Consider the following 25,103-nt stretch of genomic DNA (forward strand, 5'->3'; position numbering starts at 1 on the left):
ACGCCGAACAAAAATGTCCGGCGCCTCAATCAATTGAAAAATGTGTTATGCTTTGTCTTTCGATTCTTTTTTCTTCGACGAAGTTTTAGGTGCAAACATCGCATGCATTCTTCTGCCCTCCATTTTCGGCATATTTTCCAGCGCGCCAAAATCTGCCAGTCTTTCTGCAAATTTCAGCAATAGCAATGTGCCTCTGTCCTGAAACATCATAGCGCGACCTTTGAACTGAACGTAAGCCTTGACTTTATGTCCGTCCTGTAAAAATTTTTCGGCGTGCTTTGCTTTAAAGTCAAAATCGTGGTCGTCGGTTCCTGGCGTAAAGCGGATTTCTTTTACTTCGTTCTGCTTGGAATTGGCTTTCATCTCCTTTTCCTTACGTTTCTTCTCGTAAAGAAATTTTTTGTATTCTACCACACGACATACAGGCGGATTTGCATTTGGGGAAATTTCCACCAGGTCCAACCCTTTTTCTTCCGCAATTCTGCGTGCTGCTTCAATCGAATATATACCGGTTTCTACATTATCTCCCACCAGACGCACTTCAGGAACTCTGATACGTTCATTAATACGGTGTTCCGCTTCTTGTTGCCTTGGGAAATGTCTGTTATTGTTTCTTCTTACTAATGCCATTCACGATTTTTTAGTGAATAAATTGGTGGATTTTGACTTAAAAAAATTAATCTAAAATGCAAATATTGTACAATAGTTTCAATTGACAAAAAATGGTTTAACGTGCTATTCATTTTACCGGCAATCGTTTGCACTGTAAGTCATAAAGAAAAACGAGTATTTTTAGCGAAAGATATTTTAAATATGCGGAAAATAGTAGTCATTCTCACTTGCATTGTACCTTTTCTTTCTTACGGACAAATTTTTTATGCAGGGAAACAACCCGGGAAAGCTGTTGTAAAAAATCATAAAGGAAATTTTTTCCTTAAAAACAATGTGCTGCAAACCGGATTTTCTTTTGCAAAAAATAAATTCATATCGATTAATTTTGAAAACGCAGTTACAAAGCAAATTTTCCATTTTGATTCTACAAAATTCTTTTCGCTTGTATTAAATACCGGAACAATTGTAAACGGAAATGATTTTGTAATAAAAACTATTTCTTCCGTAAAAGATATTGCTGCAAATCCAAACGCAGTAAAGCTTTCCGAAAAAGATGCAGGCAAAAAACTAAATATTTTGTTCTATAATGAGAAATATAAAATTTCTTTACAATGGAGCGCAGTTTTACGAGACAATTCAAACTACATTCAACAGTTTTTTTCTTTCAAGGGGAAAGACCCTTCGGTCAAGATTGATAAGTTGTATTTAATCAATTTGCCATCCTCCGAAAAACCTGAAAAATCCGGCATTGTTGACGGGTTGCCTTTGATAGTAAAACAAAATTTCTTTGCTATTGAAAATCCCATGTCGAAAATTGATAGTACTAAGGAATACATTTATCGCACGGCTGTTTTGAGTAATGATGATTCTTCTTTTCATGTGTCAATTGTTTTTGGCGTAACGCCTGAAAGTCAATTGAGGAGAGGGTTTCAGTATTATCTCGAACGTGAACGAGCGATGCCTTATACGCAGTTTTTGCATTACAATTCCTGGTTTGATTTATCATGGGATACGCTGCGTTTGCGCGAAGCGGATTGTCTCGACCGTATCAAAATCTGGAGCGACAGCTTAACCATAAAACGTGGTGTAAAACTCGACGGTTATTTGTGGGACGATGGCTGGGACGATTATAATACGTTGTGGCAATTCAATAAAGGCTTGCCAAACGGGTTTAAAAATTTATATGCTTTGTCAAGCAAATATGGTGCGGCAATGGGCGTGTGGATTTCGCCTTGGGGCGGCTATGGCGAGCCAAAGCAAAAACGCTTGGCTTTCGGGAAAAATCATATTCCGCCTTATGAAATCAATGCGCACGGATTTTCTTTATCGGGAAAAAATTATTTTAATTATTTCAAATCACTGGCAACAAATTTTATTCAGCAACAGCATGTCGCTATTTTTAAATTCGACGGCATCGGTTCGGGAACTCATACTACAGGTGCGGGCTTGCAATATCAAAGCGATATACAATCGTTGCTGCGATTTATTTCATCGTTGCGCGAAGTAAAACCTGATATTTATTTGAGCCTCACAGTCGGCACTTGGGCGTCGCCGTACTTATTGCTTTGTGGTAATAATATTTGGCGCGGCGGCGGCGATTATGGTTTCACGGGCATTGGGAACAAAAGACAACGATGGCTCAATTACCGCGACCACGATATTTATGAAGAAGTAGTTTCACGTTCAAAGTTATTTCCTTTAAATGCAGTAATGAATCATGGAATAATGATTGCCGACCACGGCGAAGCTGCGCCGGCAAACATTGATGATACGGACGTTTCGGACGACATATGGGCTTTCTTCGGCTGTGGCACGAGCTTGCAGGAAATGTATATCAACCCGCATAAATTGGATACCTACGAATGGAACGTTTTGGCAAAAGCCATCAAGTGGTCAAAGGAACACAAAGACGTTTTAGCCGATGTTCATTGGGTTGGCGGCGCCCCTGCAAAGCAAGAAGTTTACGGCTTTGCTTCGTGGAACCCGAAGCACGGAACATTGACTTTACGAAACCCTTCGGATAAAAACCAAACTTTTAGTTTTACATTAAAAGATATATTAGAATTGCCCGCCAATTTCAACGGAAAATATAAATTATTCAATGTGGTAAATGATAAAGAAGAAGGCATTTTTGAATCGGATAAAACAACTACGATTACACTGAAACCTTTTGAAGTAAAAGTGATGAACGTTGACCTTGATTAAAAGGATTTTAAGGATTTGCATGATAGTAAAGAATCCGGATAATCCGACAAATCATACCAAATCTTGGTCAAAAATGCTACAAGCCTCATAAGCCGGATTCTGTTTCTAAACCATCATTTATCTGCCCGCAACATTACTGTTGCGGTGTAGCTGCCTACCCTGTTGTGTAACCGAAGTTTTGAACGAGCCGTTCTCAAACACAACTATACGTGGCATTGCAGCGTTTAAGGCTTGCCCGCAAAGTGCATTGCTGCACTTTGCCGTGCGCTCTTACCGCACGTTTTCATCCTTACTGAAAAAATTCAGCGGTTATTTTCTGTGGCGCTGTCTGTTTTCAAAAAATGATTTTTGAAACCCGGTTGTTCGCCGGTAAACTGCTCTGTGCTGTCCGGACTTTCCTCGACGCGAACGCCGCGATGGATCGGGCTTGTAGCATTTGCAAAGATAGAATTATCCTTTGTTTTTTATAAACCTGTCGTGAACGGCTTTTGCATCTGCATCGCTGATAGATGTATATTTTTTCAGTAAGCCTACAAAAGTATTCACTTCATTTTCTTGTGCAGGACAGCCGACGTTATGACCGCCTTCGGCTAAATTTGAAGTGCTGAGCAAATTGCCGTTTTCATCAAAAATCAGCCAAAACGGAATGCCTTCTGCTCCGCCATATTTTTCATACATGGCTTGTCCACCGGGATTTTCAAGAGCAACCTCTTTGCCGTGTTCCATAATATCAATATGGTCTATTACAAAGTTGTCGTCGAAATATTTTTTGCAAGATTTGTCTTCAATGGAGGCGTCCATTCTTTTACACCAGCCGCACCACGAAGCATGAAACATAATCAATACTTTTTTGTGTTGCTGCTTTGCTTGCGCGATGGCGCTGCTTAAAATTTCGTCGGCAGTTTTTGGCGCATCTTGAGCTTTTGAAATGAGCCCGAAAAATGAAAATGCGATGAAAGCGAAAAGATATTTTTTCATTGTAATAAAATTTTTAATTACCGAATTTAAAGAGAATTTCTCACACCAACTCAATTACCGTAATCTCCGGCAAAATGCCTACGCGACCGGGATAGCCGAGAAAACCGTAACCACGATTGACATACAAATATTGCTTTCCCGTTTTGTACAGTCCAGCCCATTGCTTGTACATATATTGAATGGGACTCCATTTAAAGTGCGGAATTTCCACACCAAACTGCATTCCGTGCGTATGCCCTGCAAGTGTCAAATCAATGCCGGGATAATCGGGACGAACCTGCGCGTCCCAATGACTTGGGTCGTGGCTCATGAGTATTTTAAAAGGAACATTTTCCGTGCCTTTGTATGCTACATCGAGCTTTCCGTATTTTGGAAAATGACCTTTTGCTCCCCAGTTTTCAATGCCGAGCAAAGCAATTTTTTCGCCGTTGCGTTCAAAAATAATGTGTTCATTCATCAGCAAACGCCAGCCCATTTCCGCATGAATATTTTTTAATTGTTCGAGATTTGCGGCTTTTTCTTCGGGCGAGTTCCATTCTGCGTAATCGCCGTAATCGTGATTGCCCAAAGTGCTGTAAACACCCATCGGCGCAGTAAGACGATTGAATACATTTTTATAATTTATCATTTCAACGGCGCGGTCATTGACCAAATCGCCCGTAAATAAAATGATGTCAGGCTTCTCGCGCAAAGCCATCGAAACGCCGTCATTTACGGCGCGTTTGTTGGAAAAACTTCCGCTGTGAATATCGCTGAGTTGCAGTATCCGTAAGCCTTTGAACGATTTTGGTAAATTGGGAAAATTGATTTTTACGGTGCGAACGCGGTAATTGTATTTGTTGGAAAATCCGTACAAAAACGTGGCTAAAAATCCGCCGCCGAGAATTGCGCCCAGCCAAACCAAAAACGATGAACGCGGAATGGAATTGTTTGAAACATTTGTGTTTGCAGGCTTTGACGGAACAATTCTCTTGACTGTCCAAAAGATGCCGCGACGAATTTCATCGACCAATAAAACAAGAACGAATAACAATTTTGCAATTAAAATTCCAAGAATAATGCTGATGATATAATAACGTGTTTGTTGCGGCACAATGTTTAGCACAAACAGCGAAACAATGCTCGCGACGGAAACAATACAATGCGCCGAAAGTACCGTGAGCCGTAGCTTTGGCGACGAATTTTGCGTGAGATATTTGAATACGAAAAACAAATAAATATCAATCAGTAAAAGAAAAACAACGACAATGGTGCGGATTTGAATTAAACGACGCATGAATTAAAACGTTTAAAAATTAAGTTGTTTTGAAAAATAATAAAAACTTTTGCGCGTCATGCCGAACTTGTTTCGGCATCTCAAAAATATTGCCAAGAGATTCCCGCTTTCGTGGGAAGGACGCGCTGACGTGTCCTTTTTCACGTAATTATTTTCAATTTTCAAAAAAAATCTTCAGAAGCAAAAACGATTTTACGAATTATCGGCGAATGGTTCGGTAAACAATATGTGAAACATTTTTGCTTTCGTGGAAATATGCGACGGGAAAATTATTTTTGCTTACAATATTATACAATTAAAAATTCAAATCGTATGCAGCTTACTTTTTACGGACACGCGACTTTTTCGGTAAATATCGACGGAAAAACAATTTTGTTCGACCCGTTTTTTACAGGCAATCCTTCCATCAAAAATGTGGACATCAATTCGCTGAAACCCGATTTTATTTTCATCACACACGGTCATGGCGACCATATTGGCGATGCGGTTGCGATTGCACAGAACTCAGGCGCCACAGTAGTTGCAGCGCCCGAAGTTGGTCATTGGTTAAGTACGCAAGGCGTTGAAAAATTACATCCGATTAATCATGGTTCGCCTGTTGATTTCGGTTTCGGAAAAGTACGCGCCGTAAATGCGTTACATTCATCCGGCTTGCCCGACGGCAGCTATGGAGCAAACCCTTTCGGTTTCGTATTCACTTCGAGCGAAGGCAATTTTTATTTCGCAGGCGATACAGGCTTGGCAATGGATATGCAACTGATTCCTTATTGGACAAAGTTGGATTTTGCCGTTTTGCCCATTGGCGGAAATTTCACAATGGATTACAATGATGCTGCGATTGCTTCCGATTTTATTAAATGCGATAAAATAGTAGGTGTTCATTACAATACATTTGATTTAATCAAAATAGATACGGAAGCTGCGCAAGAATTGTTCAAAAGCAAAGGAAAAACATTGGTGTTGCTTCAACCGAATGAAGTAATTGACCTTTAATATTGGTCATAGCAGATAGCTCATGGTTCATAGTTTTCACAATCTATGAACTATTTGCCATGAACCATGAACTATTTGTTATCAAAATGTATCTTTGAAGCGGACAAAAAATATTTATGACAAGAATTATTGGAGTAGCAAATCAAAAAGGCGGTGTAGGCAAAACAACAACGGCGATTAATCTCGCTGCAAGTTTTGCTATAATGGAATACAAAACTTTGTTGATTGATGCCGACCCGCAGGCAAACAGTACCACGGGTATCGGTTTTGATTTGCACAACGTTACATCGAGCCTGTACGATTGCATGGTCAATGGAATGCAGGCAAAAGAAGTAATACTGAAAAGCGATGTACCCAATCTCGACTTGATTCCTTCGCACATTGATTTGGTGGGCGCGGAAATTGAGATGATTAATTCGCCCAACCGCGAAAATGTGTTGAAAAATGTATTGCAGCCTGTGAAAGATTTGTACGATTTTATCGTGATTGATTGTTCGCCTTCTCTCGGCTTGATTACTGTAAATTCTTTAGTTGCTGCAGATAGCGTGGTTGTTCCTGTACAATGCGAATTTTTTGCACTGGAAGGTTTGGGGAAATTATTGAACACCATAAAAATTGTTCAAAACCGCTTGAATCCCGACTTACAAATCGAAGGCATTTTAATGACAATGTACGATGGTCGCTTGCGCCTGAGCAATCAGGTTGTGAGCGAAGTAAGAAGACATTTTGACGATCTGGTTTTCGACACCATCATTCATCGCAATACAAGATTGAGTGAAGCGCCGAGCTTCGGAAAACCTGTTGTACTCTATGATTCGGAAAGCAAGGGTGCAATCAACTATGTGAATTTAGCAAAAGAAGTGTTGCAAAAAAATAATTTGGTCAAAAGCGCAGGCAAAGCCAAAGCTGAGCAATAAATTAAAACAATCGGGAATAAATAATGGCTGTATCAAACAAAGTAACTCCACCAAAAGCATTTAAACAAGGCAAAGAAGCATTGGGCAAAGGTATTCGTTCTTTGCTGGCAAATATTGATGAGGATTTAAAAACCACTTCCGGCAATCTGAAGCCAAAAGTGGTTGAAGAAGCTACAACCACCATGCGTGTAGCTATTAGTGCTATTGAAGTAAATCCGAAAAATCCGCGCAACGATTTTGACGAGAAAGCTTTGAATGAACTGGCAGATTCTATTAAGCTGCACGACATTATTCAACCACTAACCGTAAGTAAAACTGCTGACGGGAAATATCGTTTAATCGCGGGCGAGCGCCGTTTTCGCGCAGCAAAAATCGCCGGCTTGGCAGACGTCCCCGTTTACATTCGTCAGGCAAATGATGCGGAATTATTGGAACTGGCGCTGTTGGAAAATTTGCAGCGCGAAGATTTGAATGCCATTGAAATTGGTTTGAGCTACCAGCGCATGATGGACGAACTTGCTTACACGCAGGAACAAGTTGCAGAGCGCATGGGCAAAGAAAGAAGCACGGTAGCAAACTACATCCGTTTACTGAAACTTCCGCCGGACGTGCAATTGGCAGTTCGCTACGGAACGCTGAGCATGGGACACGCGCGCGCATTGATTACTTTGGAAACGGTGGATAAACAGCTTTTCGCTTTCAAAGAAATCAAGGAAAAAGGCTTGAGCGTTCGCCAAACCGAAGCATTGGTTCGCGAGTTGAGTAAAGATAAAAATACAACGGCAAAAGCAAAACCCGCCAACACATTGCCGCCTGCCTATAAAAAAATCGAAGACAATCTTGCTTCGTATTTTGGGACAAAAGTAAAATTGGCACATAGCAAGAACGGCAATGGCAGCATCACTATTGAATATTATTCCTTGCAGGAACTTAACAAACTATTGGAAACGATGAACGTTCATGTGGGTTAATTTTACTTAATGCGATATTTTAAAATATTCATTTTACTTTTCTTTTTGTTTTTTAGCAAGAGCAATTTTTTGTTGGCACAGCGAAACGATTCTTTGCGTCGGGTGATGAGCAAAAACACACTTTTTCCGCTCGTGAAAAAAGATTCCGTTACAGCAAAAGATTCGCTTCAACCCATAAAAAACGTCGGCGATTCTATTGCAAAAAACGCAATGATGCAGCCTGTGCAACCCGTTGCAAAACCCGCACGCGACACTTTTTTTCTCTTTCGTAAAAAACACACGCCCAAAGGCGCAACTTTGCGTTCATTGATTTTTCCCGGTTGGGGACAAGCCTACAATCACGAATACTGGAAAGTACCTTTGGCTTGGGCTGCGGTAGGCATCCCTATTTATACATATATTGATAATACCAACGAATACCACAAAGCACAGTTTGCCTATCACGCTATTTTTATCTCGCTGCCGGCAGGTCAATATCCCGGAGCAACGGGCGACGATTCGCAAATCAAAAACATTGACCCACGGTTTTTAAAAGCGTACAATCAATATATTTCCGGACAAGCGACTACGGCAAACAAGGTTCAGTTTCTTACTTTTCTGCAATCGTATAGAAATACCTTTCGCAGCTATCGCGATTATTCCATTTTGGCAACCATATTATTGTGGGGTTTACAAGTCGCGGATGCCACTGTTTTCGGACATTTGCGGGAGTTTGATGTAAGTCCTGATTTGAGTTTGAAAGTTGCACCTGCGTATTTTCAATATGCAAAAGCGCCGGGAATAACAGTGATAATGAATATAAAATGAACCAAATTGCATGAGTCGTGAAACGTCAGTAGTGAGAACACCTGCATTCATGTTTTACAAAATGAAATTCGTGTAATTTGCAAAAATTCGTGTAATAAAAAAATATGAAAATAGCATTAATCGGTTACGGAAAAATGGGCAAAGCCATTGAAGAAATTGCTTTAGCAAAAGGGCATGAAATTGTATTGAAAATTTCTTCTTCAACAATTGATTTGCTGACCAAAGAAAACTTGCAGCAAGCCGATGTTGCGATTGAATTTACCAATCCCGAATCGGCTGTACAAAATATTAAACTTTGCGCAGATGCAGGCGTGCCGTGCATTTCAGGCTCAACGGGCTGGCTGAAAAACTGGCATGAAGTTGTAAATTATGTAAACGAAAAACAAGGCGCATTTTTGTACGGAAGCAATTTCAGCATCGGTGTAAATTTGTTTTTTGAGCTGAATAAATATTTGGCAAAGTTGATGAAGCCATACAAAGATTATGATGTTTCGCTGGAAGAAATTCATCATACACATAAAAAAGATGCGCCAAGCGGAACGGCTATAACGCTTGCGGAACAAGTGTTGCATGAAATTACTTCAAAGAAAAATTGGGTAAATGCGCCGAGCGGTAATAAAGAAGATTTGGTTATTCTTTCGCAAAGAATTGACCCTGCGCCCGGCACGCATACCATAAAATATAGTTCCGAAATTGACGATATTGAAATCACGCATACGGCGCATAACCGCAAAGGATTTGCAGGCGGCGCGGTACTTGCAGCGGAATTTATCAAAGACAAAAAAGGTATTTTTACAATGCAGGATGTATTGTTTAGATAGGCACAATTCATAAATCACAAATCATCATTCATAAATGTTTTCTCCAGAACTCATACAACAATTCAAATCTATCATCGGCGACAATTATGTTTTTGCCGATGAAGAAACATTGCAGCATTATTCGCATGACGAAACAGAGAAGCTTTCTTATTTGCCTTCTGTTGTTTTAAAACCAAAAACAACAGAAGAAATAAGTGCAATTTTAAAAATTTGTAATGAACAAAAAATTCCTGTAACGCCGCGCGGCGCGGGAACAGGCTTGAGCGGCGGCGCATTGCCAAACTTAGGCGGCGTGCTGCTTTCAACGGAACGGCTCAATCAAATTTTAGAAATTGATGAAAGAAATTTGCAAGTGATTACAGAACCCGGCGTGGTTACGGAAGAACTGCAAAACGCCGTAAAAGAAAAGAATCTGTTTTATCCGCCTGACCCGCAAAGTAAAGGTTCGTGCTTTATCGGCGGCAACATTGCGGAAAACAGCGGCGGTCCCAAAGCCGTGAAATACGGCACTGTAAAAGATTATGTGTTGAACCTTGAAGTGGTTTTGCCTACAGGCGAAATTATTTGGACGGGCGCAAATGTGATAAAAAATGCAACAGGTTATAATCTTACGCAACTTATTGTCGGCAGTGAAGGAACGCTTGGCATTGTTACAAAAATTGTATTGCGATTAATTCCTCTACCCAAATTTGATTTGCTTATGCTCGTGCCTTTTCATTCTGTTGAAAAAGCAGGCGAAGCCGTGAGTGCCATATTCTGCGCGGGTTTCACGCCGAGTGCGTTGGAATTGGTAGAGATAAATGCATTGAAAATTACAAGCGATTATGTCGATAATCAAACAGTTCCCGTGCATGACGGCATTGCTGCACATTTGATTATTGAAGTGGACGGTAATAATCAAGATGTGTTGATGCAGGATATGCAAGCCATCGCGGTTTTGTTGGAAAACTATGACACCGACGAAATCTTTTTTGCCGATGACGCGCAGCAAAAAGAAGAACTTTGGAAGCTCCGTCGCAAAACTGCGGAAGCCGTAAAATTGAAAGGTTATACGATTGAAGAAGATACCGTTGTGCCGCGTGCGGAATTGCCTGCGCTCATCAACGGTGCGAAAGCCTTAGGCGTTGAACATAACTTTGATGTGGTTTGTTACGGACACGCAGGAGACGGAAATTTACACATCAGGATTCGGAAAGAAGGCATATCGAATAGTCATGGAAATGCAGAGATGACGGGCATTCTGGCGGAATTGTTTAAGTTGGTAAAAACACTTGGCGGAACGATTAGTGCAGAACACGGAATAGGGTTGATACAAAAAACATATATGCCGATTGTGTTTGATGAAGTGCAATTAAATTTGATGCGCGGCATTAAAAAAGTATTCGACCCGAATAATATTTTGAATGTAGGGAAAATTTTTGATATATAATTTTTGCCACAGATGCACAGATAAAATTAAAATTCATCTGTGTATCTGTGGCTTATTTCAAAACAATTTTTATGATAAAGAAATTATTTATTCTTGTATTCTCTGTAACCCTTGCTGCATCAGTGTTTGCGCAAGACACAACCGATATAAACGATGACATTCCCGAAGTAAGCAATGTGCATTATCAACCTTCACGCGCCAATAAATTTCATCATTATTTTGTCGGCGGTAATTTGGTTGCAGGCTTCGGCGACGGTGGCGGAGCGTTTGGGATTAATCCGTCCATCGGTTATTCTGTTAATCAATATGTAGATGTAGGCATTGCGTTAAACGCTGTTTATAATTATCAAAAATATTATAACGACGATAAGCAACACACGTGGAACATAGGCGCAGCGCCGTTTGCGAGAATTTATCCTGTTCCGTTTTTGTTCTTTGAAGCATCGTTTGAAGATAATTATGTGCATTCAAAATACATTCCCTATGGCGAACAATCTTACAGCGACCATTGGAATGTGCCGAGCATCATCGGCTCAATTGGTTATGCGCAGCGGGTTTACGGGCAATCGTATTTTTTCTTTAGCGTGGGAATGGATTTTCTCAATAATAAAAATTCGCCTTATCGCGAACAGTATTATGATGAAAATAATGTGCTTCGTTCAAAAGTTCAACCGATTGTCCGCACAGGTTTTGGCGTCAATCTTTGGTAAGCAATTGCAATACCTCTTCGGGCGTTGAACATATTTCTATTTTATTTTCGGAATACAAAAATCCTTCATTGAACATATTCTCAATGTGCTGAACAAGTGCATTGTAAAAGCCAGCGGAGTTCAATAAAATTACTTTTTTGTCGTGAATACTCAACACATTCCAGGTAATGGTTTCAAACATTTCATCGAGCGTGCCGTTGCCACCGGGCAATATCAAAATGGCTTCGCTCAAGCTATACATCATTTGTTTGCGCGTGTGCATATCGTCCACAATATGAATTTGCGTAAGCGATTTGTGCGCACGTTCTCTATCGACTAACCTTTTGGGAATAATACCGATAATTTTTCCGGCGTTTTCCAAAGCCGCATTTGCCACAGCGCCCATAAGACCTGAGTTTCCGCCGCCGTAAACAATATCTATTTTATTTTCTGCCAATAATTTTCCTAATGTTTCTGCATGTTGAATATAGATTGGATTATTCCCGTTTTGTGAACCGCAAAAGACCGCGACCGATTGTAGCATAATGAAATATTTGGGGTTAAAGATAGAAAGGCAGCGGCAAATATGAATAACTCATTTTATTATGGATTGATGAATTTTACAACGATATTTTTCATTCTTTTTCCGCCAATAAATATTGACAGGTTATCATCAAGCCAAAAACAGCTTCCTCAAAAAGTACCCGAAGCGATATTTGTGAAAATATTTTCTATTTTTTGGACAGGAATTATTTTAATCTTTATCTTTGCAGCCCCGTACGGAGAGCATAGCTCAGTTGGTTAGAGCGTCGGATTGTGGTTCCGAAGGTCGTGGGTTCGAGACCCATTGTTCTCCCCCGCTTTAAAAGCTCTGTAAGCTAATAGCTTTCAGGGCTTTTTTTCTAAAACAATGATATGCCTTTTCACACTCCCGTTTATTATTGGGCAATGCCGGTTGCCTGTGCCTTCAGTTCCTGGGGGTTTGTCTGTCTCCTGATTTATTTTTTCAGAAAAAAACAAAAATCGTTAAAAGACGCATTGGCAAAAGAGTTTTCAAAATTGCTGCTGTCAAATAAAGAAGTAATTAAAAACAGTATCGCGTCGCAAGACAATGTTGAAAAAATTATTCCCGAACTGGATAAACATATACATGAATTTATTGCCGTAAAAGTTCCGAAGGAAATGCCGATGATAGCCATGTTTATCGGCGAAAAAACCACTCATCAAATTAAAGAGATTTTTATGAAAGAATTGAGTGCTTTGTTTCCGGTAGTTCTTTCACAATACTTTGACAAAGTATTTTCGGAAGAAAAGCTACGAAAAATAGCCGAACAACAATTATCCGGTTCTTCTGAAACAAGCATAGCACAGGCGTTACAGCAAAAATATAAACCATTGCTTTTGAAAATAAAAGCTATCGCATTTATTTTCGGCTTAGTCTTGGGCGTCATATTTATATTGGCTATACATCTGCTTACCTAAAGATTTACCGAAACTGCCGAATCAACAAATTGTTAATTCAACCAATCATTTCATTATAAGTCTAACCTTTGCACCACTCATAAAGCAAGTGCATTTGTTATCATTTTTACTGCTCAATTTTGTGTAGCAAAAAGCAATCAGAATAACATTTAAACAAGCATACTTAAAGCTCAATCAAATTTATCAATTATTTTTATGAAGTATTTTTTCTCATTGGTTACAGGATTATTTTTTACGACTCTTTCATTCGCACAACAGGCTGGTAACAATCATCAGTTTTCAAAATTCCCACAGCAAAAAAACGGTATAATTTCCGGTATAGTGCTTGATTCCGCCACAAAACAACCGGTTGAAAGTGCAACTGTTTTTGTTTTTACAGAAGTCAAAGACAGCGCCAGCGGTTCAACAAAAAAATTATTGGCAGGCAATGCTGTTTCTAAAAAAGACGGGAAATTTGAAATCAGCAATCTAACCTCTCCGGCAAAACTCAACATCCAGATTTCGGTAGTAGGAAAAGAAACGTTTGAAAGAACCGTTGTGCTTACCCGCGCAAATAACGAACAAAATATCGGCAATATTCTTTTACAATCTACCGAAGGAAATCTTAAGACCGTTGTCGTAAACGGAACTGCGACCAAACCCTTTTTTGAAATGGGAACGGACAGAAAAATATTCAACGTAAGCCAAAGCTTAGTAAGCACCGGACAAACGGCGCAGGAAGTAATGGCGCAAATTCCATCTGTAAACGTGGACATCGACGGGAATGTAACGGTGCGCGGCGCAGCTCCTCAAATCTATGTGGACGGGATGCCTACACAACTTACGCTTGACCAAATTCCTTCGGACCTGATTGACAAAGTGGAGTTGATTACAAATCCGTCTGCAAAATTTGACGCATCAACAGGCGGCGGCGGAATCATCAATATTGTTTTAAAGAAAAACAATACTACAGGCTATAACGGTGGACTAAACGCCGGTTCGGACACGCGCGGTTCTTATAATTTTGGCGGCGACCTTAATGTACGCATGGGCAAATGGAACATTTTCGCCACTGCAAACCATAGGTCAAGAAATTCCAAACAAACCAGCCATTCCGAAAGAGATTTTTATGATAATGGTATGCCAACAGGCAATTCCATTTATCAGCGCAGCGACGACAATAAAAATACCGGTTCGTTTACATTTGCCAATCTCGGAGCGAAATACAGCTTCAATAAAAGTAATAATGTAACGCTTTCCGGCAATTATGTAAAAGGTACTTTCGATGGAAATAATCCTCAATTAATCGACTCTATCTTCGCAGATGAACCGGAAGTTTACGGCAATTTATTATCAAAATCGAGCTTTGGGTTTAAAAACTTCCAAGGCGACTTCAAATATCAGCACAATTTTTCAAAAGACGGCGACCACAACATTTTGTTTGATGTGAATTATAGTCATGCGACATCGCATAATTTTACATCCACAACCAGCAGCACTTTTACCGACCCGGATTTTCAAAATCAATACCTGCCCGACGTATTGCGTAACATTACAGGAAACGGTCCGCACAAAAACCTTGTATTTCAGGCAGATTATGCAAATCCTATTACAAAAAACACAAAACTTGAAGCAGGCATACGCGGGCAAATAGAACAAGTCGCCAGCACGTCGTTACAATACACCGATTCTACCGGAACGGCAACAAATCTTATATCGGACGAATATTTAGACCCACTCGCATCGAGCAAATATTCTTACAAAAATCAGGTGTATGCGGCTTACGGAATTTTCTCTTCAAAAGTGGGCGAAAAACTTTCTTATGAACTGGGAATGCGCGTGGAAAGCTCCAATTATAAAGGCACGCAATATACCATTCCGGCAAATGTAGCTACGCCGTTTAAAGTAAAATACGGCGCAGAACTTTTCCCAAGTGCATTTGCTACTTACAACTTGACCGACAAGCAGAATTTACAGGCTAATTATTCAAGAAAAGTAAACCGCCCCAACTTCTTCCAGTTGCTACCGGTGTACAACTATTCCGACCCGTACAATATTCAGGTAGGTAATCCGGATTTGAAGCCGGAGTTTACCAGTATGTATGAATTGTCTTACGACAACAGCTATGGCAACAGAAGTAACTTTATGGCAAGTGCTTATTATCGTCATTCTTCCGACTTAATTGTGTCTTACCAATACAAACAAGGCGATACATTCCTCAACACTTATGCCAATGCTGCAAGCAGCCAGACTTACGGATTGGAACTGACAGACATGATGACCATTGCCAAAATTTGGGATATGAATGCCAACTTTAATCTGTTTAATTCTCTCATTAAGAACATCGACTCTACAGGCGGCGGGCAAAATCAACGTGTGAGCTGGTTTGCAAAAATGAACAACAATATCAAATTGCCGGCAGGTTTTACATTTGAATTAAGCGGGCAATACAACGCAAAAACCGTTTTACCGAATAACAGCGGAAATGGTCATGGCTGGGGCAACAGCAATATTGGAACGGCACAAGGCTACATTGCATCCCATTTCGACGTAGATGCAGCTATTAAAAAAGATTGGAAATGGGGCAAAGGCAACACACTTTCTTTCACAGCAGCCATCAGCGATATTTTTGCGACGAACAAAACAGAAAGCTATTCTGTTACTTCTTACATGGTACAAAATAATTACAGGTTGCGCCAGCCAAGAGTTGTACGCTTTACACTCAGCTATCGTTTTGGCAAGCTGGATACCAATCTGTTTAAAAAGAGAAATAATCAGCAACCGCAGGACAACGGCGGCGATGACGGCGGATTTATGGGCATTTAACCGACCCAATATTTTTAATACAAAGCCGCAGATACACGAATAATTTCTAAATGAAATTTGTGCATCTGCGGCTTTATCTTTGCCGCATGTACTCAAAGTATCAGCTGACGAAAAAATACCTGCATTATCTTTTATATGCATCCAACGGCAAAGGACACGGAATACACTCTCCGTTTGTATTTGACTTTGTTACAAAAGTATTGAACGACAAAAAAAATTATCGTTGCTATAAAGAAATTGAAACACTGCGTTCCTCGTTATTGAAAGATGAAACAGTTTTGAAAATTGAAGATTTTGGTGCCGGTTCGCGCGTAAATGCTACCAACGAAAGAAAAATTTCAGCCGTCGCAAAATCTGCGCTAAAGCCAAAAAAATTCGGAAGATTATTGTACAGGATGGTGCAGCATTACCAGCCAAAAACTATTCTTGAACTGGGAACCTGCTTTGGCATTACAACGTCATACCTATCCAATGGAAATGCAGGTGCACAGGTGTCCACAATGGAAGGAGCGGCGCAAATTGCAGCTGTCGCAAAGAAAGATTTTGAAAAATTATCGCTGAAAAATATTGAATTGATTGAAGGGAATTTTGATGAAACTTTACCCGAATTTATTCAACAATTTCAGGCAAAAAATAAAACGATTGACTTTGCCTTTATCGATGGAAACCACCGTTACGAGCCGACTGTACGCTATTTTCATTCTTTGCTTGAAATAATAAACGAAAACTCCATTTTAATTTTTGATGATATTCACTGGAGCGAAGAAATGGAGAATGCGTGGAAAGAAATTATTGCACATGAAGCGATAACCCTAAGCATCGATTTATTTTTTATCGGTATTGTTTTCTTTCGGAAAGAATTTAAAGCGAAGCAGGACTTTGAGATAAAGTTTTTGTGAAATCGTTTTGTTTATATCGCTATCAAATTCCATGCAACATCAATTTGCCGAGTCTAAAAAGTAACACATAAAGAAACGTCTAATTCGGTTCTTTTTTTGAACTTCGGATTGTTGCGCGCCACATTCATTTTCCGCAACTATACGTATAAGTGCATTAAAAATAACATAGCTGCTCAGTTCAGCATCTACAATTTTAAGTCTTTTTTCTTTAACGCCCGTGTTAATAATTCTTTCAAGTATTGTGTAATTTGAACGAAAAAATGTTTTGATAATACTTACGGCTTCTTTTGGCGATTCGTTGTTAAGTCCATTCAACAAAAAACGAAAAAATTGCCGGTGTTCCGAAATAAGTTCCATACTGAGATTTATAAATATGAACAATTGCTGATAAATATTGCCGGAAGATTTTACTGCATCTGTAATCTTCAACTCATATTCATCCAGTCTCCGCAAAATGACCGCAAGTAAAAGATTTTCCTTAGATTCAAAATAATAGCTAACCATAGCAACACTTAGTCCTGCGCCCGTTGCAATCTGCCTTATAGATGATGATTTATATCCGTGAGATGCAAATATTTCTTCCGCAGCGTCTAATAAATGTATCCGTCTTTTGCTGTAATTGCCTCCTTCCATAAATCCCGAAAATTAAATACATGAAATATCATGTAACAAAGTCAATAATACCTGTCAATTGCTATGGAATCAATTTTCACATCGGGGTTTTGTAAGGAACAAAAGGTATTGCACCGCTTTCCCCAATCTTTCAATTGCTTAACAAATGCGTTTTTATCTTTAGCCATGCGGCTTTTCTCACAGCTGAAAATATCTGTATAAACTTCATTGCATACATTCAGGTGTAGTTTTCTCGCCTGCATTGTTAACCAACTCTCTGCTATTCCATATACACTTATTTGGTTATCAAAATCTTTAATGGCTTTGGCAATACATAAAGCAACGTAAGAATTTTGCGCCGAAACACGATACAAGTGTCCGGATAACTTCGCATGATGAATGGCTGCTCCGTAGGAAGCAAGGTAACTTTGGACAATACTCAATTGCTCATATACCATTTGATAAATATATTCGCCTTCAAATCTGCATATTTGTCTCTTACCTCCCGTTTCGCACATAATAAGCGCTCCGGGCACTGCATTGCACTGAATAGATGCAGTAACAGCATCACATATCATGCGTTCATTTTTTGCATGATTTATACAGCATATATTCACAGAGCTTACATAAGGCACGAAACCGGCGTTGCCTTCAAAACCTTTACCAATATTGCAATTAACATCAATACACATTATTATTTTTATTGCATAAACTTTCCTTAGTTCTTTGTCATTTCCAGCCGCCGCCTAAAGCCTGGTACAATGTTACATCTGCATCCAGCCGTTGGCTTTTTACTGCTGCAAGTGTCAAACGAGCCTGCAACAAGTTGCCTTGCGCTGTAAGTACATCTAAATAATTGCTTTGACCATTGGCAAACAGCAGTCGCGCATTCGCCACTGCGCCCGTTAACAGCGTTACCTGATTTTGCAGATAAGTTTCACGGCTTTTCAGCTTATCGGTTTCGACTAAAGCGTTGGACACTTCCTGCAAAGCAGTTTGTACCGATTTTTTGAATTGTAGTTCGGCAATGTCTGTTGAAATCTTTGCCTGCCGGTATTGTGTTTTCAATTGCCTGCCCTGAAATACAGGCGCCGTAATACCGCCCAACGCCGCGCCAAACAAAGAACCGGGAATGTTGAACCAGTTTTTAAAATCAACAGCATCCAGCCCGCCTTGCGCAGATATATTGAGAGACGGATACATACTTGCGTGCGCCACATTTTCCAAGCCTAAAGCTTGTACAATTCCAAGCTCCGCCTGCTTCACATCGGGACGGTTACTCACAATATTTGCGGGATAACCTGTTGACAATGCATCTGCGGGATGCAGCATTTCAAGCGAATTTCCCCTGCTGATTTTTCCGGGATTATCGCCGGTTAAAACTTTCAACGCATTTTCCTGAACAGCAATCTGCTGTTCAATTTGCGGAAGCGTAGCTTTGGCGGCTTCCCGCGCAGCTTCCTGCTGTTGAACAGCAAGCTCATTTACACTGCCCGATTCCTGAAGCACCTTTGTCATTTGTATGGTACTGTCGTATAAACGAATGCTGTTTTCCGTAATACGCTGCTGCTCGTCCAGCAACAGCAAATTGTAATATCCCTGTGCTATGGAAGCAACCAATTGTGTCTGCACGGCTTTTTTTGCTTCTTCCGTTTGCAGATAAGCGGCTAATGCCGCACTTTTCCTGTTTTTTATTTTTCCCCAAATATCTGCTTCCCAGCTGATGCCGAGATATGAAGTATAATCGGTAACGTAACTTTTTCCCAAAAACTGGCTCGCCAGCGAACCGTTAAGACTGTTGTCGGAAGAGCGCGTAATGCTTGCATTTGCAGCAGTAAAGCTTACGGTCGGTATGTTTCCGAGCTTTGCCTGTTTGAGAGCTTCCTGTGAATAAGCTATTTGTTTAATTGCTGTTTGCAAATCGTAATTGCGCGCAATGCCGCTATCAATCAGCGTAACCAATTCCTTATTATCGAAAAAAGATTTATAAGGAACAGTAGCAATGCCGGAATCATTCATGGCAATATAATCTGTGGATATGCTGTCTGTGCTTCTGTAATTGTCCGGCATATCTAACGACGGACGTTCATAATGCCTTGTTGCACAAGAGAAAAACCCTACTATTACAATGAATGCTGCAATATATTGGATGATATGTTTATTCATTCCCGGTAAAATTTTTATATTAACTGATGAATACATTTTTATGAATGAGCCTCGGTAATGTTGAGTTTGTTTATATCAAAATCAATGTCTTTGTTTGTGGGCGGACCTGATGCTTTCTCCTGAAAATATTCAAATATCACAAAGAGAACAGGTATCAAAAACACGCCGAAAACAATACCGAAAAGCATTCCGAAAACTGCCGCCCAACCGATGGAATGATTACCCAGCGCCGACGGACCAATAGCACGCAACAACGGCAATAACCCTACGATAAAGGCAAAAGATGTCATAATAATCGGGCGCAGCCTCGCTCTTGCACCCTCTACCGCCGATGCTATAATGCTTTTGCCAGCACGTCGTCTTTGCAAGGCAAATTCTACAATAAGAATGGCATTTTTTGCCAGCAGCCCAATGAGCATAATCATTGCTACCTGTACATAAATATTATTGTTCAATCCACCCAAATGCACGCCCACAAACACGCCGAGCAAACCCGTAGGAATAGACAAAATAACTGCTAACGGAAGAATATAACTTTCGTACTGTGCCGAAAGTAACAAGTAAACGAAAACAATACAGAGCGCGAAAATAATTGCCGAAGAACTTCCCGCAGATTGCTCTTCGCGACTCATACCTTTAAAGTCTGTTGTGTAACCGTTCGGCAAGTTTTTAGCGGCAACTTCCTGGATGGCTTTTAAGGTCTGCCCCGTGCTGTAACCTTGTTTTGGAGAAACCGTAAGACTGATAGAGTTGAACATATTAAAGTGGTCAACCGCTTCCGTTCCGTAAACTTTCTTCATGGTAATGAGTGTGTTGACAGGAACCATTTCTCCAAGCGAATTTTTTACAAAAATCCCGTTGAGGCTGGCGAGGTCTTTTCTGTCGGCAATTTCGGACTGAATCATCACTCTGTAATATTTACCGAAGCGGTTGAAATCAGAAGCCTGCATACTGCCATAATACGTCTGCATTACGGTAATCAGGTCTTTTACATTTACGCCAAGTTGCTTTGCTTTCTCGTCGTTCACTTCCATTTCGTATTGCGGGAAGTTGGTATTGAAGGTGGTAAATGCAAATTGTATTTCGGGGCGTTGCATCAGTTGCCCGATAAACTGTTGGGCCACATTGTTGAATTTGCTGAGGCTGCCGCCCGTTCTGTCCTGCAATACCATTTCTATGCCACTCGTTGTACCAAAGCCGGGAACGGTGGGGAAACTCAACACAAAGAACGATGCTTTGGTAATGCTGCCAAGCATTCCCTGCAATTGTCCGGCAATTTGGTTAACATCCGAAACCTTACCACGCTCCTTCAAATCTTTCAGTTGAAGCATCAGAATTCCCGAAGACGGCGAGCTTGTATTGTTCAGTAAGTTTATGCCCGATATAGAAAGCACTTTTTTAATATAAGGTTGACCTTCTATCATTTTTTGTGCTTCATTTATCACTTCAGTCGTTCTGTCGAGCGAAGCGCCCGACGGCAGCGTTACGGTGGCTATAAGAAACCCCTGGTCTTCATCGGGAATAAATCCTGTGGGTGTGGTTTTTGTCATATAAGCAAATCCCGCAACAATCGCTAACAGCATTATTACCGCAATCCATTTTTTCTTTAGCAGAAATACTATTGAATACACATAACGATTAGTCAACTTCTGAAAACCGATATTGAACGCATCGAAAAAACGCTTGCCGAATTTCTTTTTCGGAACGGCGTGAAATACACCTTTTTCATCGGTATAGTCATGCGGCGGGCGCAGGAACAAAGCGCAAAGCGCGGGACTTAAGGTTAAGGCATTCACAGCCGAAATAATGATAGCGATTGCCAATGTAAATGCAAATTGCCGGTAAAACACGCCGGTGGGACCTTTCATAAATCCGACGGGCAAAAACACAGCCGACATTACCAGCGTGATGGAAACCAATGCACCGGTAATCTCACTCATGGTATGAACAGATGCCGTTTTGGGCGGCAAATGCCGGTGTTCCATTTTCGCATGAATGGCTTCTACTACTACTATCGCATCGTCCACCACTATCCCGATAGCCAACACAAGCGCAAACAGCGTCAGCATATTAATAGAAAAACCGAAAAGCTGCATGAAGAAAAATGTACCTACAATGGATACCGGAACGGCAATTGCCGGGATAAGCGTTGAACGAAAATCCTGCAAAAACAAAAACACGACTATAAACACCAGCACAAATGCTTCTATTAAAGTGTGCACCACTTGTTCAATAGATTCATCCAGTGATTTTTTTGAGCTGTATGGAACGGAATACTTGACACCTGCGGGAAACGATTTAGATAACCGTTCCATAGTCTTTTCAAGGTTTACTTCGATTTCATTTGCGTTCGACCCGGATGTCTGGTATATCGCAATTGCACAAGTAGGCGCATCGCCGTATTTAGCGTCGGACGAATAGTTGAACGAGCCGAATTCTATCCTTGCCACATCTTTCAGCTTCAATACCGAACCGTCTTTATTTGCACGGATGATGATGTTTTCATAGTCGGAAGGAACAAATAGTTTCCCTTTGTAACGGATAACATATTCCATTGCTTCCGAAGAGTTTTGCCCGAAGCGTCCCGGTGCGGCTTCCAGATTTTGATCTTGTATGGCTCCCATTACTTCCTGCGGCGTAAGTTTATAAGCCGCCATTCTTTCGGGATTGAGCCATACGCGCATCGAATAATCCTTCACGCCGAAAACCTGCGCCTGCCCTACGCCAGTGACACGCTTCAGTTCCGGCACGATATTGATTTTCGCATAGTTCTGCAAAAAAGTTTCGTCCATTTTCTTATTGTCCGAATAAATTGTCATCATACGGACAATGCTGTTTTGCTTTTTTACCGTAGTAATACCGTATTGCGTTACTTCCGCCGGTAATTGACTTGTTGCCTGAGAAACCCTGTTTTGCACGTTTACGGCTGCCTGGTCAGGGTCAGTTCCCAAAGTAAAATAAACGTCTATAGTAAGTGTGCCATCGTTGCTGGAAGTGGATGTCATATACGTCATGTTTTCCACGCCGTTAATGGCATCTTCCAATGGCGGCGCTACCGTTCGGGCAATAACATCGCCACTCGCGCCGGTGTAAGTCGTGGTAACTTCCACAGTTGGCGGCGCTATTTCGGGAAATCTGGTAATGGGCAATGTAAATAAACCAACCAATCCCAAAATGACTAATATGATAGAAATAACGGTAGCAAGTACCGGTCTTGTAATAAATTTTCTCAACATGATAATTAAAATTGCTTGAGCTTGTTATAAAAAGGAGGCTATTTGGCTTTGGACACAGACGGGACAATTGCCGCGCCTTCGCTAAGTCTGTCAAAGCCCGATTCCACAATTTTATCTCCGGATTTTATACCGTCGGAAATAATATAATACACGCCGCTTTTTCCTTTTACGGTAAGAATTGCCTGGTGGACTTTATTTTGTTCATCCACACGCCACACAAATACTTTATCCTGTAAATCGGTAGTGGATGCAATGGGCACAAGTACAGCGTTATTTGTATGTTCGGGAATCAATATGGTACCTGTGTTTCCCGTACGTAACAAGCTGCCGGCGTTGGGAAATATTGCCCGGAATTGTATGGAAGCGGTATTGGCGTCAAACTGCCCTTCTACAAGCTGTATGCGTCCGGAATCTCTATATAAATCCCCGTTGGACAATTGCAATAAAACAGCAGGCGTATGTTTGATTTTTTCGGAGATGGAATTTCCGGCGTATTTGTTCTGAAAGTTAAGGTACCCGTCTTCGCCCATGCTGAAGTAAGCATACACATTGTGTATATCGGAAACCGTAGTTAATGCGGCTGCGTCCTGCGAACTAACCAGGCTTCCGCGCTTATGCGGAATGCTGCCCACATAACCGCTTACAGGCGATTGTATGCGACAGAAGTTCAAATTGATTTGTGCAGACTGTACAGCCGCTTTTGCCTGTGCCACATTTGCCTGTGCTGCCTCATAAGCGGCTTGTGCAGTCTTTAAATTGATGGGAGCAACTACTTTGTTTTCTACCAATGGCTGTTGTTTATCAACTTCCAGTTTTGCAGATAATAAATTTGCTTCCTCCGATTTTAATGCAGCCTGTGCGTTGGCAAGCTGTTGCTGATAAGGTCTGTCGTCTATTTCAAAAAGCGTTTGTCCTGCTTTTACAAATGCGCCTTCTTCCGTCAAAATGCGGCTGAGATAGCCCGACACTTGCGGTCTTATTTCCACATTGGCAATGCCTTGTATGGAGGCTGCATATTGCAGCGTATCATTTGCATCTGCCATTTGTACTGTTGTAACGGGTAAAGATTGCGCTGCCTGCACTTGTTGATTCGCCTGATTATGATTTCCACACCCTGCAATCAATAGGACAAAAAGGAAAACAGCAGGCATAAAAATAGCTCTCCGGATTGATGTACTCATATACGGTAAAATGATTTATAGATAAATAGTTGCTAAGTAAAAAGCCTGTAATAAAAGTGGTTCAAGCTTTTTATCGAGTGCAAAAATAGCCCGACAAAAAGATATCAATCCGTAACAATTAAGCAATTGATGTGTACTTTTGGGAAATTTAAAGGCAATGAAAAAGAATGAATACTTAAATGTGGGCATATTCTCGGAAAAGTCGCTCGCACCTTTAGTCGATAATAAAAATTTTGTTTTGCTCTGGCTGGATGAAGGCAGCGCAGAGATTATTTTCAATTTTCAACCGCTCCGGTTAAAGACAAAGAAATTGTATGTTTTAGGTCCTGAAAGTGTAAGCAGGATAAACAAAAGCAAAGGTATAAAAGGTGGTGTTCTGGTTTTCTCCATTGATTTTTTACAGATGGATGGCAAGGATTATACGAGCGACATATTTCGATTGTTTTTCGTACTTATAGAAAATCCTGTAGTCGACATCAGCACAGAGCAATTTAAAGAATTTAGAATTATTGCACTTTTACTTTACAAAGAATACACTAAGCCAAATGCCTCCATACAGATTTTGCATTCTTATTTAAAAATACTCATGCTGACGCTGATGCGCGCACAACATTTGGATGCAAGCATTCCCAAGCTCAACCTCCAGAGAGTACACGACTTTTTTCTTTTGTTGTTCAACCATTCCAAAGAAGAAAAAAGCGTTACGTTTTATGCACGACAGCTCAACATTTCCGCAAAGCGTTTAAACCAAATATTGCACATATTTACGCACCATAGCGCCTCTTACTTCATACACGAGCATTTAATAATAGAAGCAAAAAGACAATTAGTTACCGGCAAATATTCAGTCAAAGAAGTTTCGGATTATTTAGGCTTTGAAGACCGCGCATATTTCAGTCGATTTTTCAAAAAGAAAACAGGCGTTCCACCGGAACAATTCAGCCTGTTGTATTACAAAAATCAATAAATGGGTTAAAGACTAAAATATTTTTTCAAACCGAGAAGACAATTAATATTGAAAAAC

The 25,103-nt window shown here is 40.5% G+C and carries 21 protein-coding genes, 1 tRNA gene and 1 other RNA gene; 13 read left to right on the forward strand and 10 right to left on the reverse strand.

The genetic code is table 11. From position 1 onward, the window contains the following. Window positions 1–45: 45 nt before the first annotated feature. The gene (infC, locus tag A9P82_RS09205) at window positions 46–630 is read right to left on the reverse strand and encodes a translation initiation factor IF-3 (RefSeq protein WP_066207076.1); all 585 of its coding nucleotides are present in this window, start codon (window positions 628–630) and stop codon (window positions 46–48) included. A 102-nt stretch (window positions 631–732) separates the two neighbouring features. On the opposite strand from infC, the gene A9P82_RS09210 reads away from it, so the two are divergent. Beyond that, complete coding sequence (locus A9P82_RS09210) at window positions 733–2,817, forward strand: hypothetical protein (protein WP_156522648.1); 2,085 nt, start codon at window positions 733–735, stop codon at window positions 2,815–2,817. Between the two features lie 72 nt (window positions 2,818–2,889). On the opposite strand, the gene rnpB is transcribed toward A9P82_RS09210, so the two are convergent. The 3 genes from rnpB to A9P82_RS09225 form a co-directional block, all read right to left on the reverse strand. Then, window positions 2,890–3,250: RNase P RNA component class A (rnpB, locus tag A9P82_RS09215), an RNA gene on the reverse strand. 17 nt (window positions 3,251–3,267) lie between these two features. Beyond that, window positions 3,268–3,795, reverse strand: a complete 528-nt coding sequence (locus A9P82_RS09220) for a thioredoxin family protein (protein WP_156522649.1) — start codon at window positions 3,793–3,795, stop codon at window positions 3,268–3,270. Between the two features lie 40 nt (window positions 3,796–3,835). Next, on the reverse strand, window positions 3,836–5,071 hold the full coding sequence (locus A9P82_RS09225) for a metallophosphoesterase (protein ID WP_066207082.1): 1,236 nt from the start codon (window positions 5,069–5,071) through the stop codon (window positions 3,836–3,838). A gap of 312 nt (window positions 5,072–5,383) precedes the next feature. On the opposite strand from A9P82_RS09225, the gene A9P82_RS09230 reads away from it, so the two are divergent. The 7 genes from A9P82_RS09230 to A9P82_RS09260 all read left to right on the forward strand — a co-directional run bounded on the left by A9P82_RS09230 (window position 5,384) and on the right by A9P82_RS09260 (window position 11,719). Beyond that, a complete protein-coding gene (locus tag A9P82_RS09230) occupies window positions 5,384–6,064 on the forward strand; it encodes a metal-dependent hydrolase (protein WP_066209775.1) in 681 nt (226 codons plus the stop codon). A gap of 116 nt (window positions 6,065–6,180) precedes the next feature. Then, window positions 6,181–6,981 carry a ParA family protein gene (locus A9P82_RS09235; protein ID WP_066207085.1) on the forward strand — a complete coding sequence of 267 codons (801 nt, stop codon included), beginning with the start codon at window positions 6,181–6,183 and terminating at the stop codon, window positions 6,979–6,981. 23 nt (window positions 6,982–7,004) lie between these two features. Next, window positions 7,005–7,952, forward strand: a complete 948-nt coding sequence (locus A9P82_RS09240; RefSeq protein ID WP_066207088.1) for a ParB/RepB/Spo0J family partition protein — start codon at window positions 7,005–7,007, stop codon at window positions 7,950–7,952. Between the two features lie 105 nt (window positions 7,953–8,057). Further along, window positions 8,058–8,759, forward strand: coding sequence for a DUF5683 domain-containing protein (locus tag A9P82_RS09245; RefSeq protein WP_231891132.1), 702 nt, complete (start codon window positions 8,058–8,060; stop codon window positions 8,757–8,759). A 104-nt stretch (window positions 8,760–8,863) separates the two neighbouring features. Beyond that, the gene (gene dapB, locus A9P82_RS09250; RefSeq protein WP_066207095.1) at window positions 8,864–9,580 is read left to right on the forward strand and encodes a 4-hydroxy-tetrahydrodipicolinate reductase; all 717 of its coding nucleotides are present in this window, start codon (window positions 8,864–8,866) and stop codon (window positions 9,578–9,580) included. A gap of 34 nt (window positions 9,581–9,614) precedes the next feature. Beyond that, on the forward strand, window positions 9,615–11,009 hold the full coding sequence (locus A9P82_RS09255; protein WP_066207098.1) for an FAD-binding oxidoreductase: 1,395 nt from the start codon (window positions 9,615–9,617) through the stop codon (window positions 11,007–11,009). Window positions 11,010–11,080: 71 nt separating this feature from the next. Further along, window positions 11,081–11,719, forward strand: a complete 639-nt coding sequence (locus tag A9P82_RS09260; RefSeq protein WP_066207101.1) for a hypothetical protein — start codon at window positions 11,081–11,083, stop codon at window positions 11,717–11,719. On the opposite strand, the gene A9P82_RS09265 is transcribed toward A9P82_RS09260, so the two are convergent. Continuing rightward, window positions 11,706–12,242: an LOG family protein gene (locus A9P82_RS09265; protein WP_066207106.1), complete on the reverse strand. Its 537-nt coding sequence runs from the start codon at window positions 12,240–12,242 to the stop codon at window positions 11,706–11,708. The two genes, A9P82_RS09260 and A9P82_RS09265, sit on opposite strands and share 14 nt — an antisense overlap. 238 nt (window positions 12,243–12,480) lie before the next feature. Between A9P82_RS09265 and A9P82_RS09270 the strand changes: the two genes are divergently transcribed. From A9P82_RS09270 to A9P82_RS09285, 4 genes are all read left to right on the forward strand, one after another. Continuing rightward, a tRNA-His gene (locus A9P82_RS09270) sits at window positions 12,481–12,554 on the forward strand. A 59-nt stretch (window positions 12,555–12,613) separates the two neighbouring features. Next, window positions 12,614–13,180 (forward strand): hypothetical protein, encoded by a 567-nt coding sequence (locus tag A9P82_RS09275; RefSeq protein ID WP_066207111.1) that lies wholly within the window; start codon window positions 12,614–12,616, stop codon window positions 13,178–13,180. A gap of 195 nt (window positions 13,181–13,375) precedes the next feature. Further along, entirely contained in the window at window positions 13,376–15,985 is a 2,610-nt protein-coding gene (locus A9P82_RS09280) for an outer membrane beta-barrel family protein (RefSeq protein ID WP_082915294.1), read from the forward strand. 86 nt (window positions 15,986–16,071) lie between these two features. After that, a complete protein-coding gene (locus tag A9P82_RS09285) occupies window positions 16,072–16,884 on the forward strand; it encodes an O-methyltransferase (protein ID WP_066207116.1) in 813 nt (270 codons plus the stop codon). 39 nt (window positions 16,885–16,923) lie between these two features. Here the strand turns inward: A9P82_RS09285 and A9P82_RS09290 are convergent, their stop codons facing one another. Genes A9P82_RS09290 through A9P82_RS09310 form a run of 5 tightly spaced genes read right to left on the reverse strand, consistent with a single transcriptional unit; the run spans window position 16,924 to window position 24,079 of the window. After that, on the reverse strand, window positions 16,924–17,517 hold the full coding sequence (locus A9P82_RS09290; RefSeq protein ID WP_066207118.1) for a TetR/AcrR family transcriptional regulator: 594 nt from the start codon (window positions 17,515–17,517) through the stop codon (window positions 16,924–16,926). A gap of 41 nt (window positions 17,518–17,558) precedes the next feature. Continuing rightward, window positions 17,559–18,188, reverse strand: a complete 630-nt coding sequence (locus A9P82_RS09295; RefSeq protein WP_066207120.1) for a LamB/YcsF family protein — start codon at window positions 18,186–18,188, stop codon at window positions 17,559–17,561. A gap of 37 nt (window positions 18,189–18,225) precedes the next feature. After that, window positions 18,226–19,662, reverse strand: a complete 1,437-nt coding sequence (locus tag A9P82_RS09300; RefSeq protein ID WP_066209777.1) for a TolC family protein — start codon at window positions 19,660–19,662, stop codon at window positions 18,226–18,228. A gap of 38 nt (window positions 19,663–19,700) precedes the next feature. Further along, window positions 19,701–22,898 carry an efflux RND transporter permease subunit gene (locus A9P82_RS09305; protein ID WP_066207121.1) on the reverse strand — a complete coding sequence of 1,066 codons (3,198 nt, stop codon included), beginning with the start codon at window positions 22,896–22,898 and terminating at the stop codon, window positions 19,701–19,703. Between the two features lie 38 nt (window positions 22,899–22,936). Beyond that, entirely contained in the window at window positions 22,937–24,079 is a 1,143-nt protein-coding gene (locus tag A9P82_RS09310) for an efflux RND transporter periplasmic adaptor subunit (RefSeq protein ID WP_066207124.1), read from the reverse strand. Between the two features lie 157 nt (window positions 24,080–24,236). Between A9P82_RS09310 and A9P82_RS09315 the strand changes: the two genes are divergently transcribed. Further along, a complete protein-coding gene (locus A9P82_RS09315) occupies window positions 24,237–25,046 on the forward strand; it encodes a helix-turn-helix domain-containing protein (protein WP_066207128.1) in 810 nt (269 codons plus the stop codon). Window positions 25,047–25,103 lie beyond the last annotated feature (57 nt).

The organism is Arachidicoccus sp. BS20, from assembly GCF_001659705.1.
Classification (GTDB): Bacteria; Bacteroidota; Bacteroidia; order Chitinophagales; family Chitinophagaceae; genus Arachidicoccus.

Excerpts from the sequence above, each read along its gene's own strand:
- A9P82_RS09265 (WP_066207106.1), bottom strand. The coding sequence starts at position 12,242 with ATGCTACAATCGGTCGCGGTCTTTTGCGGTTCACAAAACGGGAATAAT.
- A9P82_RS09235 (WP_066207085.1), top strand. The coding sequence starts at position 6,181 with ATGACAAGAATTATTGGAGTAGCAAATCAAAAAGGCGGTGTAGGCAAA.
- A9P82_RS09315 (WP_066207128.1), top strand. The coding sequence starts at position 24,237 with ATGAAAAAGAATGAATACTTAAATGTGGGCATATTCTCGGAAAAGTCG.
- A9P82_RS09305 (WP_066207121.1), bottom strand. The coding sequence starts at position 22,898 with ATGTTGAGAAAATTTATTACAAGACCGGTACTTGCTACCGTTATTTCT.
- A9P82_RS09275 (WP_066207111.1), top strand. The coding sequence starts at position 12,614 with ATGCCTTTTCACACTCCCGTTTATTATTGGGCAATGCCGGTTGCCTGT.
- A9P82_RS09245 (WP_231891132.1), top strand. The coding sequence starts at position 8,058 with ATGAGCAAAAACACACTTTTTCCGCTCGTGAAAAAAGATTCCGTTACA.
- A9P82_RS09310 (WP_066207124.1), bottom strand. The coding sequence starts at position 24,079 with ATGAGTACATCAATCCGGAGAGCTATTTTTATGCCTGCTGTTTTCCTT.
- A9P82_RS09290 (WP_066207118.1), bottom strand. The coding sequence starts at position 17,517 with ATGGAAGGAGGCAATTACAGCAAAAGACGGATACATTTATTAGACGCT.
- A9P82_RS09260 (WP_066207101.1), top strand. The coding sequence starts at position 11,081 with ATGATAAAGAAATTATTTATTCTTGTATTCTCTGTAACCCTTGCTGCA.
- A9P82_RS09295 (WP_066207120.1), bottom strand. The coding sequence starts at position 18,188 with ATGTGTATTGATGTTAATTGCAATATTGGTAAAGGTTTTGAAGGCAAC.
- A9P82_RS09240 (WP_066207088.1), top strand. The coding sequence starts at position 7,005 with ATGGCTGTATCAAACAAAGTAACTCCACCAAAAGCATTTAAACAAGGC.
- A9P82_RS09300 (WP_066209777.1), bottom strand. The coding sequence starts at position 19,662 with ATGAATAAACATATCATCCAATATATTGCAGCATTCATTGTAATAGTA.
- A9P82_RS09285 (WP_066207116.1), top strand. The coding sequence starts at position 16,072 with ATGTACTCAAAGTATCAGCTGACGAAAAAATACCTGCATTATCTTTTA.
- infC (WP_066207076.1), bottom strand. The coding sequence starts at position 630 with ATGGCATTAGTAAGAAGAAACAATAACAGACATTTCCCAAGGCAACAA.
- A9P82_RS09225 (WP_066207082.1), bottom strand. The coding sequence starts at position 5,071 with ATGCGTCGTTTAATTCAAATCCGCACCATTGTCGTTGTTTTTCTTTTA.
- A9P82_RS09220 (WP_156522649.1), bottom strand. The coding sequence starts at position 3,795 with ATGAAAAAATATCTTTTCGCTTTCATCGCATTTTCATTTTTCGGGCTC.
- dapB (WP_066207095.1), top strand. The coding sequence starts at position 8,864 with ATGAAAATAGCATTAATCGGTTACGGAAAAATGGGCAAAGCCATTGAA.
- A9P82_RS09280 (WP_082915294.1), top strand. The coding sequence starts at position 13,376 with ATGAAGTATTTTTTCTCATTGGTTACAGGATTATTTTTTACGACTCTT.
- A9P82_RS09230 (WP_066209775.1), top strand. The coding sequence starts at position 5,384 with ATGCAGCTTACTTTTTACGGACACGCGACTTTTTCGGTAAATATCGAC.
- A9P82_RS09255 (WP_066207098.1), top strand. The coding sequence starts at position 9,615 with ATGTTTTCTCCAGAACTCATACAACAATTCAAATCTATCATCGGCGAC.